The organism is Pseudomonas sp. R3-52-08 (assembly GCF_003851745.1).
Lineage (GTDB): Bacteria > Pseudomonadota > Gammaproteobacteria > Pseudomonadales > Pseudomonadaceae > Aquipseudomonas.
This window is the reverse complement of sequence record NZ_CP027730.1, coordinates 3,569,899-3,583,385: the sequence shown is the minus strand read 5'-3', so window position 1 is coordinate 3,583,385 and position 13,487 is coordinate 3,569,899. Positions and strand designations below refer to the sequence as shown.

General features: G+C 59.0%; 12 protein-coding genes. 8 read left to right on the top strand and 4 right to left on the bottom strand.

The features are described from left to right. Nucleotides 1-232: 232 nt before the first annotated feature. Entirely contained in the window at nt 233-1,489 is a 1,257-nt protein-coding gene (gene icd, locus C4J91_RS16335; RefSeq protein WP_124363290.1) for an NADP-dependent isocitrate dehydrogenase, read from the top strand. A gap of 74 nt (nt 1,490-1,563) precedes the next feature. On the opposite strand, the gene cspD is transcribed toward icd, so the two are convergent. Next, entirely contained in the window at nt 1,564-1,830 is a 267-nt protein-coding gene (cspD, locus tag C4J91_RS16330) for a cold shock domain-containing protein CspD (RefSeq protein WP_124363289.1), read from the bottom strand. 224 nt (nt 1,831-2,054) lie between these two features. Between cspD and clpS the strand changes: the two genes are divergently transcribed. The 3 genes from clpS (at nt 2,055) to C4J91_RS16315 (ending at nt 6,359) form a co-directional block, all read left to right on the top strand. After that, entirely contained in the window at nt 2,055-2,423 is a 369-nt protein-coding gene (clpS, locus tag C4J91_RS16325) for an ATP-dependent Clp protease adapter ClpS (RefSeq protein ID WP_124363288.1), read from the top strand. A 29-nt stretch (nt 2,424-2,452) separates the two neighbouring features. Then, a complete protein-coding gene (gene clpA, locus C4J91_RS16320) occupies nt 2,453-4,723 on the top strand; it encodes an ATP-dependent Clp protease ATP-binding subunit ClpA (protein ID WP_124363287.1) in 2,271 nt (756 codons plus the stop codon). A gap of 304 nt (nt 4,724-5,027) precedes the next feature. Continuing rightward, entirely contained in the window at nt 5,028-6,359 is a 1,332-nt protein-coding gene (locus C4J91_RS16315; RefSeq protein WP_372238292.1) for an IS4 family transposase, read from the top strand. Nucleotides 6,360-6,399: 40 nt separating this feature from the next. Here the strand turns inward: C4J91_RS16315 and infA are convergent, their stop codons facing one another. The 3 genes from infA to aat form a co-directional block, all read right to left on the bottom strand. Next, the gene (infA, locus tag C4J91_RS16310; RefSeq protein WP_002553999.1) at nt 6,400-6,618 is read right to left on the bottom strand and encodes a translation initiation factor IF-1; all 219 of its coding nucleotides are present in this window, start codon (nt 6,616-6,618) and stop codon (nt 6,400-6,402) included. Between the two features lie 100 nt (nt 6,619-6,718). Continuing rightward, complete coding sequence (locus C4J91_RS16305) at nt 6,719-7,426, bottom strand: arginyltransferase (protein WP_124363286.1); 708 nt, start codon at nt 7,424-7,426, stop codon at nt 6,719-6,721. Nucleotides 7,427-7,482: 56 nt separating this feature from the next. Continuing rightward, nucleotides 7,483-8,163 (bottom strand): leucyl/phenylalanyl-tRNA--protein transferase, encoded by a 681-nt coding sequence (gene aat, locus C4J91_RS16300; RefSeq protein ID WP_124363285.1) that lies wholly within the window; start codon nt 8,161-8,163, stop codon nt 7,483-7,485. A gap of 500 nt (nt 8,164-8,663) precedes the next feature. Between aat and C4J91_RS16295 the strand changes: the two genes are divergently transcribed. The 4 genes from C4J91_RS16295 to crcB are packed head-to-tail and all read left to right on the top strand — an operon-like array spanning nt 8,664 to nt 13,474. Then, nucleotides 8,664-11,072, top strand: a complete 2,409-nt coding sequence (locus tag C4J91_RS16295; protein ID WP_124363284.1) for a DNA translocase FtsK — start codon at nt 8,664-8,666, stop codon at nt 11,070-11,072. A 54-nt stretch (nt 11,073-11,126) separates the two neighbouring features. Further along, nucleotides 11,127-11,750 carry an outer membrane lipoprotein chaperone LolA gene (gene lolA / locus C4J91_RS16290; protein WP_124363283.1) on the top strand — a complete coding sequence of 208 codons (624 nt, stop codon included), beginning with the start codon at nt 11,127-11,129 and terminating at the stop codon, nt 11,748-11,750. A gap of 27 nt (nt 11,751-11,777) precedes the next feature. Then, on the top strand, nt 11,778-13,103 hold the full coding sequence (locus C4J91_RS16285; protein WP_124363282.1) for a replication-associated recombination protein A: 1,326 nt from the start codon (nt 11,778-11,780) through the stop codon (nt 13,101-13,103). Beyond that, nucleotides 13,100-13,474 (top strand): fluoride efflux transporter CrcB, encoded by a 375-nt coding sequence (gene crcB / locus C4J91_RS16280; protein WP_124363281.1) that lies wholly within the window; start codon nt 13,100-13,102, stop codon nt 13,472-13,474. Before C4J91_RS16285 ends, crcB begins: the two co-directional genes overlap by 4 nt. The last annotated feature ends 13 nt before the right edge of the window (nt 13,475-13,487 follow it).

Below are 13,487 nucleotides of genomic sequence, written 5' to 3'. Positions count from 1 at the left end.
GCCTTCATACAAAAGGTGGGTCGTCCATTGGTCTAAAGGTCGCAGGGGGTGCGTGTGCGGCTAAAGTCGCACGCTGTGCTCAAGATTGGCGATTTTGCCTTTGCTTTCAGGCTAGTAGGCGACAATTTATGCTGTTTTCGATGCAAATGAGCATGGCGCAAGGTTTCAGTCGCCATTTATCTGGAGTAGGCTCGAACGCAGCCAGATGTTCAATCCATAGATGGAGTTCAGCATGGGATACAAGAAGATTCAGGTTCCGGCAGTCGGCGACAAAATCACCGTCAATGCAGACCATTCTCTCAATGTTCCTGACCAACCGATCATCCCCTATATCGAAGGTGACGGTATTGGCGTCGACATCAGCCCGGTAATGATCAAGGTGGTCGACGCAGCTGTTGAAAAGGCCTACGGCGGCAAGCGCAAAATCTCGTGGATGGAGGTGTACGCCGGTGAGAAGGCCACCCAAGTCTACGACCAGGACACCTGGTTGCCTCAGGAAACTCTGGATGCGGTCAAGGATTACGTGGTGTCCATCAAGGGCCCGCTGACCACCCCGGTCGGCGGCGGCATCCGTTCGCTGAACGTAGCCCTGCGCCAGCAACTCGACCTCTATGTATGCCTGCGCCCTGTGCGCTGGTTTGAAGGCGTGCCCAGCCCGGTCAAGAAGCCGGGGGACGTGGACATGACCATCTTCCGTGAGAACTCCGAGGACATTTACGCCGGCATCGAGTGGAAGGCCGGTTCGCCTGAGGCGATCAAGGTGATCAAGTTCCTCAAGGAGGAGATGGGCGTTACCAAGATCCGCTTCGACCAGGATTGCGGCATTGGTATCAAGCCGGTATCGCTGGAAGGCACCAAGCGCCTGGCGCGCAAGGCCCTGCAATATGTAGTGGATAACGACCGCGACTCGCTGACCATCGTGCACAAAGGCAACATCATGAAGTTCACCGAAGGTGCCTTCAAGGAATGGGCCTACGAAGTGGCGGCCGAGGAGTTCGGCGCGACCCTGCTCGATGGCGGGCCGTGGATGCAGTTTAAGAACCCGAAGACTGGCAAGAACGTGGTGGTCAAGGATGCGATTGCCGATGCCATGCTTCAGCAGATCCTGCTGCGCCCGGCTGAATATGACGTGATTGCGACGCTCAACCTGAACGGCGACTACCTGTCTGACGCCCTGGCGGCGGAAGTGGGCGGCATCGGTATTGCGCCGGGTGCCAACCTGTCCGACACCGTGGCCATGTTCGAAGCCACCCATGGTACGGCGCCCAAGTATGCGGGCAAGGACCAGGTCAACCCGGGCTCATTGATTCTCTCGGCGGAAATGATGCTGCGGCACATGGGCTGGGTAGAGGCGGCCGATTTGATCATCAAGGGCACCAACGGCGCGATTTCGGCGAAGACCGTGACGTATGATTTCGAGCGCCTGATGGAGGGCGCTACGCTGGTGTCGTCGTCGGGCTTTGGTGATGCGCTGATCAAGCATATGTAAACAGGCAGAAAAACCGGCCGTGCTGATAACTCAGAATGGCCGGTTTAGCTCTCAAGACTTTGCCAAGTGGCTGGTCAGGCCCGTTGCGTTGTCGATAGCAGAGCAGGCGCTTCTGCTTTCGGCGCGTCTTTAGTAGCTTCTGGTGCTTTAATTTCTACGGCATGCTTGCCCTTGGGACCTTGAATGATCTCAAAGCAGACAGTCTGACCCGCTTTCAATGTCTTGTAGCCATCCATCTTGATTGCTGAGTAATGCGCAAAAAGGTCTTCAGCCTTGCCGTCTTCGTTAATGAAGCCGTAACCCTTGGCATTGTTGAACCACTTGACCTTACCACTAGCCATTCCCTTATCCCTCTGCACCAGACTCCATCACTGGAGTATCATCCCGTCTATCCGTCCTAACCCGAATAAATAAGGTTGACTGCGCGGACCTTTTTTACCCACTGTGGGCTCTATTGGTTGTAACACCGATTTGCTGATAGTCAAGGCGACCGAAGGGTCAGAGTTGAAAATCTGACAGCTCGCCCCCACCACTGTATTTGAACCACTGACGAACCTTTCTTTCCATGCATGCAAATAGCCAGATTCGACTAACATTCAATCAGGATCGCCCGGATCAGGAACATGACGACGACGGTTCTGCAGGCATTGCTGTTCAGGAGGCCAAGCCTGCTTTACAGGCGCCGCCGATGTACAAGGTGGTTTTGTTCAATGATGACTACACACCGATGGATTTCGTGGTCGAAGTGCTCGAGGTGTTTTTTAACCTGAACCGCGAGTTGGCGACCAAGGTAATGCTGGCCGTTCACACAGAAGGACGGGCAGTATGTGGAGTGTTTACCCGCGACATCGCCGAGACAAAGGCCATGCAGGTCAACCAGTACGCCAGGGACAGCCAGCATCCGCTACTCTGTGAAATCGAGAAGGACGGTTAACGCCGACCACTTGGGTATGAGGTGAAGCTATGTTAAACCGCGAGCTCGAAGTCACCCTCAATCTTGCCTTCAAGGAGGCTCGTTCGAAGCGTCATGAATTCATGACCGTCGAGCACCTGCTGCTGGCACTTTTGGATAACGAAGCTGCCGCCACCGTTCTACGTGCGTGCGGCGCCAACCTCGACAAACTCAAGCATGACCTGCAGGAGTTTATCGACTCCACCACGCCACTGATCCCCGTGCATGACGAGGACCGTGAGACCCAGCCGACCCTGGGCTTCCAACGGGTATTGCAGCGTGCTGTATTCCACGTACAGAGCTCCGGTAAGCGTGAAGTCACGGGCGCCAATGTGCTGGTGGCGATTTTCAGCGAACAGGAAAGCCAGGCCGTATTTCTGCTCAAGCAGCAGAGCGTTGCCCGTATTGATGTCGTTAACTACATCGCCCACGGTATCTCCAAGGTGCCTGGGCACGGCGATCATTCCGAGGGTGAGCAGGATATGCAGGACGACGAGGGCGGTGAGTCTTCTTCTTCAAGCAACCCGCTGGATGCCTATGCCAGCAATCTCAACGAGTTGGCGCGCCAGGGGCGGATCGATCCGCTGGTGGGGCGTGAGCTCGAGGTTGAACGTGTAGCGCAGATCCTCGCACGCCGTCGCAAGAACAACCCGTTGCTGGTGGGTGAAGCGGGCGTGGGGAAAACCGCGATCGCCGAGGGCCTGGCCAAGCGTATCGTCGACAATCAGGTGCCGGACCTGCTGGCCAACAGCGTCGTCTACTCCCTGGACCTGGGCGCATTGCTCGCCGGGACCAAGTACCGTGGCGATTTCGAGAAGCGCTTCAAGGCGCTGCTCGGCGAGCTGAAAAAACGCCCGCAGGCGATTCTGTTCATCGACGAAATCCACACCATCATTGGTGCCGGCGCCGCGTCGGGCGGGGTGATGGACGCGTCCAACCTGCTCAAGCCGCTGCTGTCGTCGGGTGATATCCGCTGCATTGGCTCGACCACGTTCCAGGAGTTCCGCGGGATCTTCGAAAAAGACCGTGCCCTGGCGCGTCGTTTCCAGAAAGTCGACGTGTCCGAGCCTTCGGTTGAAGACACCATCGGCATCCTGCGCGGGCTCAAGGGCCGGTTTGAAGCGCATCATGGCATCGAGTACACCGATGAGGCCTTGCGTGCGGCGGCTGAGCTGGCGTCGCGCTACATCAATGACCGGCACATGCCGGACAAGGCGATCGATGTGATCGACGAGGCGGGGGCCTACCAGCGCCTGCAGCCGGTCGAGAAACGTGTGAAGCGCATCGACGTGCCTCAGGTCGAGGACATCGTGGCGAAGATCGCGCGTATTCCGCCTAAACACGTCAACAGCTCCGATAAAGAGCTGCTGCGTAACCTGGAACGTGACCTCAAGCTGACCGTGTTTGGCCAGGACGCGGCCATCGATGCGTTGTCCACCGCGATCAAGCTGTCGCGTGCGGGCCTCAAGTCGCCGGACAAGCCCGTGGGCTCGTTCCTGTTCGCCGGCCCGACCGGTGTCGGCAAAACCGAGGCGGCGCGCCAATTGGCCAAAGCCATGGGGATCGAGCTGGTGCGCTTCGATATGTCCGAATACATGGAGCGTCACACTGTGTCGCGCCTGATCGGTGCGCCTCCGGGCTATGTCGGCTTCGACCAGGGCGGCCTGTTGACCGAGGCGATTACCAAGCAGCCGCATTGCGTATTGCTGCTCGATGAAATCGAGAAGGCGCATCCGGAAGTCTTCAACCTGCTGTTGCAGGTGATGGACCACGGCACCCTGACCGACAACAACGGGCGCAAGGCGGATTTCCGCAACGTGATCGTGATCATGACCACCAACGCCGGCGCTGAAACCGCTGCGCGGGCGTCGATCGGCTTCACGCATCAGGATCACTCCTCCGATGCGATGGAAGTGATCAAGAAGAGCTTCACACCGGAGTTCCGCAACCGCCTGGATACCATTATCCAATTTGGTCGCCTCAGCCATGAGGTCATCAAAAGCGTGGTGGACAAGTTCCTCACCGAGCTTCAGGCGCAGTTGGAAGACAAGCGCGTGCAGCTGGAGGTGTCGGAAGCGGCGCGCAGCTGGATTGCGGAAGGCGGCTACGATGCGGCAATGGGCGCTCGCCCGATGGCGCGTCTGATCCAGGACAAGATCAAGCGGCCGTTGGCCGAAGAGATCCTGTTCGGCGAGCTCTCCGACCATGGTGGCGTGGTGCATATCGATCTGAAGGACGGCGAACTGACCTTCGACTTCGAAACCACCGCTGAAATGGCCTGATCGTTCACTGCAATAACACAAAGGCGCCGAAAGGCGCCTTTTTGCTGGAATGCCATTACCAAAACGATGAAATTCCAATGTGGGAGGGGGCTTGCTCCCGATAGCAGTGGGTCAGCCACCCATGTACTGGCTGACCCACTGCTATCGGGAGCAAGCCCCCTCCCACATTAGTTTTCAGGTGGCAGGTAAACCCCACGCACACAAAAACGCCCGGCAGAACCGTAATGCTGTTCACTTAAGCATTTGAGTCCAAGCCGGGCTTTCTAGAGAATCCGATGTCAGACCCCTGGCATCGGATTTTTTTATGCCCATTCAGCAGCAGTTGCTCGACCTCGGCGATCTCTTCAATTTTTCTGACCTGAGCACCTTCACTCAGAACATCCCTATCGAGTGGGTAGCGAGTGCGCTGAACCTCTCGGCGCAAGCTACGATACGACGGCGCCGTTTGCCGAGCGATCAAGTTCTTTGGCTAGTTTTGGGCATGGCTCTGTTCCGCGATGAGCCTGTTCATGAGGTCGCCAGGCGTTTGAATATCTGCGCGCAAGGCTTGGCTTCTGATCAGTTGCTGGCCCGAAGCGGGGTAACTGAAGCTCGCAAAAGGCTCGGCGCTGACCCCGTTGAATCGCTGTTCCGTCAGACCGGTAAACATTGGGGCAACGAGCGTTACGAGGGAGATGACTGGAACGGTCTACAGGTCTTCGCGGTGGACGGTGCACTACTGCGAACTGCTGACTCACCTGAGATCAGAGAACATTTTGGCTCCGGTAATACCGGCACCGACCGTCAAACCCCGTTTCCGATTCTGCGGCTCGTTGCGCTGATGAATGTCCGTTCGCATGTCATCCTCGATGCGCAGCTCAGCCCTTATCGGGGCAGTGAAATGCGGTTGGCCGAAACGTTTCTGGGGCAAATTCCGGACAATTCGATCACCTTGTTCGACAAAGGCTTCTGGGGCGCGGATCTACTGCTAAGCGTGGTGGGTGGCGGCGCGAACCGACACTGGCTGACACCTGCTCGCAAGAATTTGGTCATGGAGGAAGTAGAGCGCTACGGCGAGCGCGACCGTCTCGTCCGGATGAAGGTTTCCCCTCAGGCACGTAAACGAAATCCTGAGTTGCCCCTGAGTTGGGAAGTGCGTGAAGTTAGCTATGAAAGCCATGGAAAAGTCAGATCGCTGCTTACCTCTTTGCCTGTCGAGGACTACGACACCGCAGCTGTGGCTGAGCTGTACCTGGAGCGATGGGAGATTGAGCTGGGCTTCAGGGATATCAAAAGCTCGATGCAACAGAACGCGGTAACGCTGCGCAGTAAGAAAGTCGAGCTGATTTATCAGGAGGTCTGGGGGCTTTTGCTGGCTTATAACATTATTCGTCGAGAGGCCAGCCAAGCCGCTGTAGCGTTCGGCCGCGCACCTTCGGATATACGGTTCAAGCCTGCCTGCCAGTACATAGCGGTGCAGTTGATAGTGATGGCAGCCGCTAATCCGGTATCGGCAACAGGAAGGAGGCTAAGCGAGCTGAGGGGAGGAGTAGGAGGAATGTTTCTGGATCACCGCCCAAGGCCGGGAAGGCCAAGGACGGTGAAGATTTCCAAAACCCGGTACCCAGTGGACCGTAAGGCTGCTCCGCTTAAGTGAACAGCATTACGGCAGAACCGGGCGTTTTGTATTGACTTGCTTAGCGAGCGCGGTAAGTGATGCGCCCTTTGCTCAAGTCATAGGGCGTCAGCTCGACGCGCACTTTGTCACCGGTAAGAATACGAATGTAGTTCTTGCGCATCTTGCCGGAGATATGCGCGGTTACGACGTGCCCATTTTCCAACTCCACACGAAACATGGTGTTGGGCAGGGTGTCGACGACAGTGCCTTCCATTTCGAAGCTGTCTTCTTTCGACATGCAGTAAAGCCCTCGGTATCCAGTGAATGGCCCGGTGCAACTGCGCCAGGCAAAAGCGGCGTGCATTGTGCCCGAAAAAGGGTGTTCAAGCCAAGGGGTTCTAGTTAAGCGTTACCCATCTTTGATTAATCAGCAGTTCAATGGGCCGATATTGGGTCTTGTAGTTCATCTTTTTGCAGTTCTTGATCCAGTATCCAAGGTACACCGCCTCCAGTTCCAGGCGCAGTGCTTCCCCTATCTGCCAGAGAATGGCAAAGCGTCCCAGGCTACGGCGCTCTTCGGCGGGTTCATAGAAGGTGTACACCGCCGACAGGCCGTTGGGCAGCAGGTCGGTGACCGCGACCGCCAGTAGCCGTCCGTCGAGGCGGAATTCGTAGAAGCGCGAAAAAGGCAGGTCACGCACCAGGAAGGTGGAGAATTGATCGCGGCTGGGCGGGAACATATCGCCGTCGGCGTGGCGCTGTTCGATGTAGCGTTGATAAAGATCGAAGTATTCTTCGCTGTACTGCGGTTTGACCGCATTTACCGTCAGGTCGGCGTTGCGCTTGAGAATGCGCTTCTGGTTGCGATCCGGCACAAATTGCGCCACCGGAATCCGCGCCGGCACGCAAGCGTTGCAATTTTGGCAGTGAGGCCGGTACAGGTGATCGCCGCTGCGCCGAAAGCCCATCTCCGACAGGTCGGCGTACACATGCACGTCCATCGGTTGGCTGGGATCGAGGAACAGCGTGGTGGCCTGCTCGTCGGGCAGATAGCTGCAAGAGTGGGCTTGAGTGGCATAGAACTTCAAGCGCGCCAACTCGGTCATGATCAACCCTCGGGATAAGCTTTGAAATAAGTGTAAGCCAGGTACGCGGATGCCGCTTAAGAAACCCACGGCCCCGAGCTGGGTGCGTCCAGATGATTGCGCAGCCACTGCGCGAATTCACTGCGCGGTATGGCGCGTGCGCCCAGGCTGTGCAGGTGGTCGTTGGGCATCTGGCAGTCAATCAGCACAAAGCCCCAGGCCTGCAATTGCCGGGTCAGCGTGGCGAAGCCGAATTTGGAGGCGTTGTCGGCGCGGCTGAACATCGATTCACCAAAAAACAATTGGCCCATCGCCAGGCCGTAAAGGCCTCCGACCAGTTCCCCCTGGTCCCACACCTCCACCGAGTGGGCGTAACCACGCTGATGCAGCTCCAGGTAGGCGCTCTGGATGCCTTCTGTGATCCAGGTGCCATCGGCATAGGCGCGTGGCGCCGCACAGCCTTGAATAACCGCAGCGAAGTCCTGGTCGAAGGTCACGCGATAGCGCTGTTGGCGCAATAATTTGCCGAGGCTGCGCGAGACATGCAGCTCGTCGGGGAATATCACTGTGCGTGGGTCCGGCGACCACCAGAGAATCGGTTGGCCTTCGGAGAACCAGGGGAAGCAGCCGTGACGATAGGCCTGAATCAACCGTTCGGCTGAGAGGTCGCCGCCGGCGGCAAGCAGGCCGTTGGGTTCGCGCATGGCCTTGGCCAGTGGCGGGAATGTGAGGGTGTCGCGTTGTAACCAGGTCAGCATGGCATCCAGGCTTACGGAAGGGGAGGGGAGTGGCAGGTTATTGGGCGCCTGCCCCAAGCGGTGATTATTGTCGACACAGCGCCACGGGGCCAGCCCGAATAGGTTTTCGGCGCGGATTAGCGTGTAAGGGTGTTTCTGCAACTCTGTGCATAAGGCGCGGTCGTAATCGGGTCTGGCCAGTGCAGGCCATTTGCCAAGCTTGCCTGGTTTGCTAAATACAGCGCATAAGCCTTTGTCAGCAAAGACAATGCATGCTCAAATTGAACAGGCTGCAACACCTGGAGGGTTCACGCTGCCGGGTGACGGGCAAGTGCGTGGCATCGCGCACGCAAACCCGTACAATGCGGCGATCGTGGCGTTATCGCCATTTCGCCTATGCGTTACGCAGTGTTAAAAGTAGATTCAGCAACATTCGTCATTTTTCAGCTGCTCGGGACAGAGCAGTCGTGTGCAGTCATTCAACAGATGGACGCGCTAAAAGGCGCAGGAAAAGACCCGTTTTGAAGAAATCCGCCGCAACACCCAAAGCAGCAGTCGTGCCGGCCTGGCGTCAGCACCTGCATTACCGACTCAAGGAAGGTGCGCTGATCGCTATCGGCGCGCTGTGCCTGTTCCTGATGATGGCCTTGCTCACCTATGGCAAGGACGATCCTGGCTGGAGCCATAACAGCAAAATCGACGACGTGCAGAATTTCGGTGGCCCGGTGGGTTCCTACAGCGCCGATATCCTGTTCATGATTCTCGGTTATTTCGCGTACATCTTCCCGCTGCTGCTGGCGATCAAGACCTGGCAGATCTTCCGCCAGCGGCATGAGCCGTGGCAGTGGAGCGGCTGGCTGTTTTCCTGGCGCCTGATCGGGCTGGTGTTCCTGGTGTTGTCCGGCGCCGCCCTGGCGCATATCCATTTCCACGCGCCCACCGGTTTGCCAGCAGGTGCGGGCGGGGCGCTGGGCGAAAGCCTGGGCGACCTGGCGCGCCGCACCCTGAATATCCAGGGCAGCACCCTGATGTTCATCGCGCTGTTTCTGTTCGGCCTTACGGTGTTCACCGACCTGTCTTGGTTCAAAGTGATGGACGTGACCGGCAAGATCACCCTCGATCTGTTCGAGTTGTTCCAGGGGGCCGCCAACCGCTGGTGGGCGGCGCGTGTCGAGCGCAAGCAAATGGTTGCGCAGCTGCGCGAAGTGGACACCCGCGTCAACGAGGTGGTGGCCCCCAGCACGCCTGACCGCCGCGAGCAGGCCAAGGTCAAGGAGCGCCTGATCGAGCGCGAACAGGCCCTGAGCAAGCACATGTCGGACCGCGAAAAGCAGGTACCGCCGGTGATCGCTCCCGCGCCGCCCAAGGCGCCCGAGCCAAGCCATCGCGTGCAGAAAGAAAAGCAGGCCCCGCTGTTCATCGACAGCGCCGTCGAAGGCACCCTGCCGCCGATCTCGATTCTCGACCCGGCGGAAAAGAAACAACTCAACTACTCGCCCGAATCCCTGGCGGCCGTTGGCCACCTGCTGGAAATCAAGCTCAAGGAATTCGGGGTCGAAGTGTCGGTGGACTCGATTCACCCAGGCCCGGTGATTACCCGTTACGAAATCCAGCCGGCTGCGGGCGTCAAGGTCAGCCGTATTTCCAACCTGGCCAAAGACCTGGCCCGTTCCCTGGCTGTGACCAGCGTGCGCGTGGTGGAAGTGATTCCCGGCAAAACCACCGTGGGCATCGAGATTCCCAACGAAGACCGCCAGATCGTGCGGTTCTCCGAGGTGCTGTCGACCCCGGAATACGACAATTTCAAATCGCCGGTCACCTTGGCCCTCGGCCATGACATCGGCGGCAAGCCGGTGATCACCGACCTTGCGAAAATGCCGCACCTGCTGGTGGCCGGTACCACCGGTTCCGGTAAGTCGGTGGGCGTGAACGCAATGATCCTGTCGATCCTGTTCAAATCCGGCCCGGACGACGCCAAGCTGATCATGATCGACCCGAAAATGTTGGAATTGTCGATCTACGAAGGCATTCCGCACCTGCTGTGCCCGGTGGTCACCGACATGAAGGACGCCGCCAACGCCCTGCGCTGGAGCGTCGCCGAGATGGAACGTCGCTACAAGCTGATGGCGAAGATGGGCGTGCGTAACCTGTCTGGCTTCAATGCCAAGGTCAAGGAAGCCCAGGACGCCGGCACACCGCTGACCGACCCGCTGTACAAGCGCGAGAACATTCACGACGAAGCGCCGCTGCTGACCAAGTTGCCGACCATCGTGGTGGTGGTCGACGAATTCGCCGACATGATGATGATCGTCGGCAAGAAGGTCGAAGAACTGATCGCGCGTATTGCCCAGAAGGCCCGTGCGGCCGGGATCCACTTGATCCTCGCGACCCAGCGGCCGTCGGTGGATGTGATCACCGGCCTGATCAAGGCCAACATCCCCACGCGCATGGCGTTCCAGGTGTCGAGCAAGATCGACTCGCGGACCATCATCGACCAGGGCGGCGCCGAGCAACTGCTGGGCCACGGTGACATGCTCTACATGCCGCCCGGCACCAGCCTGCCGATCCGTGTGCACGGTGCCTTCGTGTCCGACGATGAAGTGCATCGCGTGGTGGAAGCCTGGAAACTGCGTGGCGCACCTGAATATAACGACGAGATCCTCGCCGGCGTTGAAGAGGCCGGTAGCGGCTTCGACGGCGGCAGCGGCGGTGGCGACGATGACGCCGAAACCGACGCGCTGTACGACGAGGCCGTGGCGTTCGTGCTGGAAAGCCGTCGCGCCTCGATTTCTGCGGTGCAACGCAAGCTGAAGATTGGCTACAACCGCGCAGCCCGCATGATCGAGGCCATGGAAAACGCTGGCGTCGTCACCGCAATGAACACCAACGGCTCGCGTGAAATCATCGCCCCCGGGCAGATGCGCGACTGATCCCGCGCCGCGTGGCAGCACGCGGCGCGCCCTGATTACTCAATGAGGATTCCCATGCGCATTATCCGCATGCTGTTGTTGCCGGTACTGGCCCTGACCGCCGCTTCGGCTCACGCTGACCCGGCTTCGGTGGCCAGCCTGAAGAACCTGCTGGACAAATCCCAGACCCTGACCGCGCGCTTTTCCCAGCTGACCCTGGACGCGGGTGGCACCCAGTTGCAGGAAACCGCGGGCGAAATGGCCGTGCAGCGTCCTGGCCTGTTCTACTGGCATACCGAAGGCAAGGCCGAACAGACCATCGTTTCCGACGGCCAGAAAGTCACGCTGTGGGACCCGGACCTGGAGCAGGCGACCATCAAGAAGCTCGACCCACGGCTGAACCAGACGCCAGCGCTGCTGCTGTCGGGCGATGTATCGAAGATCAACGACAGTTTCGATATCACCTCCAAGCAAACCAGCAACGTGATCGAATTCACCCTCAAGCCAAAATCCAAGGACACGCTGTTTGACAGCCTGCAACTGTCGTTCGGCAACGGTGTGATCAATAACATGCGCCTGATCGACAGCGTCGGCCAGCGCACCGATATCCTGTTCTCCGGGGTCAAGGCCAACCAGCCGGTGCCCGCCTCCAAGTTCAAGTTCGACATCCCCAAGGGTGCCGACGTGATCCAGGAATAAACTCCCCAGAGGTTTCAAACGCTGCCCATGGATCTGTTTCGAAGTGACCCGATTGCCCAGCCTCTGGCCGCGCGCCTGCGCTCGACCAACCTGGACGAGTACGTCGGTCAGGAACACCTGCTCGCTCGCGGCAAGCCCCTGCGCGAAGCTCTGGAGCAGGGTGCGCTGCACTCGATGATTTTCTGGGGGCCGCCGGGGGTGGGTAAAACCACCCTGGCGCGGCTGCTGGCCAAGGTCTCGGATGCGCACTTCGAAACGGTCTCCGCCGTGCTGGCCGGGGTCAAGGAAATCCGCCAGGCGGTTGAAATCGCCAAGCAGCAGGCCGGGCAATACGGCAAGCGCACCATCCTGTTCGTCGACGAAGTGCATCGCTTCAACAAGTCCCAGCAGGATGCGTTCCTGCCGTACGTCGAAGACGGCACGCTGATCTTTATCGGCGCCACCACCGAAAACCCTTCGTTCGAATTGAATAACGCGCTGCTCTCGCGGGCGCGCGTCTACGTGCTCAAGAGCCTGGACGAGGCGGCGATGCAGAAGCTGTTGCAGCGCGCCTTGACCGAAGACAAGGGGCTTGGCAAGCGCCAGCTGAGCGTCAGTGAAGAGGGCTTCAAGATCCTGCTCACCGCCGCCGATGGCGATGGCCGGCGGTTTCTCAACCTGCTGGAGAACGCCTCGGACCTTGCCGAAGATGGCGGCGAGATTGGCGTCGACCTGCTGCAAAGCCTGCTGGGCGACACACGCCGGCGTTTCGATAAGGGCGGCGAAGCGTTCTACGACCAGATATCGGCGCTGCACAAATCCGTCCGTGGCTCCAACCCGGACGGCGCGCTGTACTGGTTTGCGCGCATGATCGACGGCGGTTGCGACCCGTTATACCTGGCGCGCCGCGTGGTGCGCATGGCCAGCGAAGACATCGGCAATGCCGACCCGCGCGCCCTGAGCCTGTGCCTGGCCGCCTGGGACGTGCAAGAGCGCCTCGGCAGCCCGGAAGGCGAGCTGGCGGTGGCCCAGGCCATTACCTACCTGGCATGCGCGCCCAAAAGCAACGCGGTGTACATGGGCTTCAAGTCGGCGCTGCGCGCAGCGGCCGAACACGGTTCCCTCGAAGTGCCGATGCACTTGCGCAACGCACCGACCAAGTTGATGAAGCAGCTGGGTTACGGTGACGAGTACCGCTATGCCCATGATGAGCCGGACGCTTACGCGGCCGGTGAAGACTACTTTCCCGATGAGCTGGAACCGTTGCCGCTCTATCAGCCGGTGCCCCGTGGCCTGGAGCTGAAGATCGGTGAGAAGCTCAATCATCTGGCCGCACTCGATCGTTTAAGTCCCAGGCAGCGGAGAAAATCATGATTCCTCTAGTGGTCGCCGTCTCGGCGGGCGGTATCGCGGGTACACTGCTGCGCTTTGCGACGGGTAACTGGATCAACGCGAATTGGCCCAAGCACTTCTATACCGCGACGCTGGCCGTTAATATCGTGGGCTGCCTGTTGATCGGTGTTTTATACGGCCTGTTCCTGGTGCGTCCCGAAGTACCGATTGAGGTGCGCGCCGGACTGATGGTTGGCTTCCTTGGCGGCCTGACGACCTTTTCATCATTTTCACTGGATACCGTACGCCTGCTGGAAAGCGGGCAAGTGCTGCTGGCGATTGGCTATGCAGCTATCAGCGTATTCGGCGGGCTGCTCGCCACTTGGGCCGGCCTGTCCTTGACCAAACTTTGATAAACGAGAGACC